The sequence below is a fragment of the Streptomyces pilosus genome (genome assembly GCF_014649835.1).
In the GTDB taxonomy this organism is placed as follows: domain Bacteria; phylum Actinomycetota; class Actinomycetes; order Streptomycetales; family Streptomycetaceae; genus Streptomyces; species Streptomyces pilosus.
Genome location: NZ_BMTU01000038.1, coordinates 1 through 1,216, shown reverse-complemented (window position 1 = coordinate 1,216; position 1,216 = coordinate 1). Strand labels below are relative to the sequence as shown.

General features: G+C 70.2%; 1 protein-coding gene. It reads left to right on the top strand.

All coding sequences use genetic code 11. The features are described 5' to 3' along the window. Positions 1–1,216, top strand: a 1,216-nt coding sequence (locus tag IE118_RS33795) for an MMPL family transporter (RefSeq protein ID WP_189561925.1), incomplete at both ends; no start/stop codon positions are given.

Sequence of the window (1,216 nt, the reverse complement as noted above, 5' to 3'; positions counted from 1 at the left end):
GGCGCGGCCGCGCTGACCTCGATGGGAACCGTCTACCTGCTCGTCAAGGGCTTCGGCATCGTGGTCAACGACCAGAACTCGGCGCTGCTGACGATCCTGGTATTCGGCGTCGGCACGGACTACGCGCTGTTGCTCATCGCTCGGTATCGGGAGGCACTGCACCACCACGAGAACGTCCGGGTCGCGATGGTCCACGCGCTGCGCTCCGCGGCGCCGGCCATCGTCGCGTCCGCGGCCACCGTGATCGCCGGCCTGCTCTGCCTGCTCGTCGCGGACCTGAACAGCACCAGCGGATTGGGCCCGATCGGTGCGGCCGGCATCCTGTGCGCGCTGGTGGCCATGCTGACGCTGTTCCCGGCGGTGCTCGTGGTGCTCGGCAGGCGGATCTTCTGGCCGGCCATCCCGCGGTTCAGCACGGCCGTGGAGGAGAAGCCGGGGCTGTGGGGACGGCTCGGTGCCGCCATCAGCCGCCGCCGGTGGGTGGCGACGCTCGGCTCGCTCGGAGTCCTCGGCGTGCTCGCCCTCGGGCTGGCGGGCAACACCGGCGCCCTGCGGGAGCAGGACCAGTTCCTGTCCGCGCCGGAGTCCGTCACCGGCTTCACCGTTCTCCGCCAGCACTTCCCTGAACTCGGCGGCCAGCCGATGACGGTCTTCACGCGGCCGGCGCACCAGGAGCGGGTGCTCGACGTCGTCCAGGACACTCGCGGTGTGGCCCTGGCCGTCCCGGAGCAGACCAGCGGTGGCTGGGCCAGCATCTCCGTGTTCCCGAAGGACGCACCGGACACCGCCGCGGAGTACGACACGATCAAGCGGGTGCGTACCGCCGTGCACGCGGTGAGCGGGGCGGAGGCGATCGTCGGCGGGCCGAGTGCGGAGAACCTCGACACCGAAGTGACCACCAAGCGCGACGAGAAGCTGGTGATCCCGCTGGTGCTCGCCGTCGTCCTGATCGTCCTCGGGCTGCTGCTGCGCGCGATCCTGGCCCCGCTGGTCCTGATGGCCACCGTGATCGTCTCGTTCGCCGCGGCCTTCGGCGGCAGCGTGTTCGTCTTCGACACGATCCTCGGGTTCAAGGGCGTCGACTATTCGGTGCCGCTGCTGGCATTCCTGTTCCTGGTGGCGCTCGGCGTCGACTACAACATCTTCCTGGCCAGCCGGGCCCGGGAGGAGACCGTGCGCCTCGGCACCAAGGAGGGCATGCTCAGAGCCCTCTCCG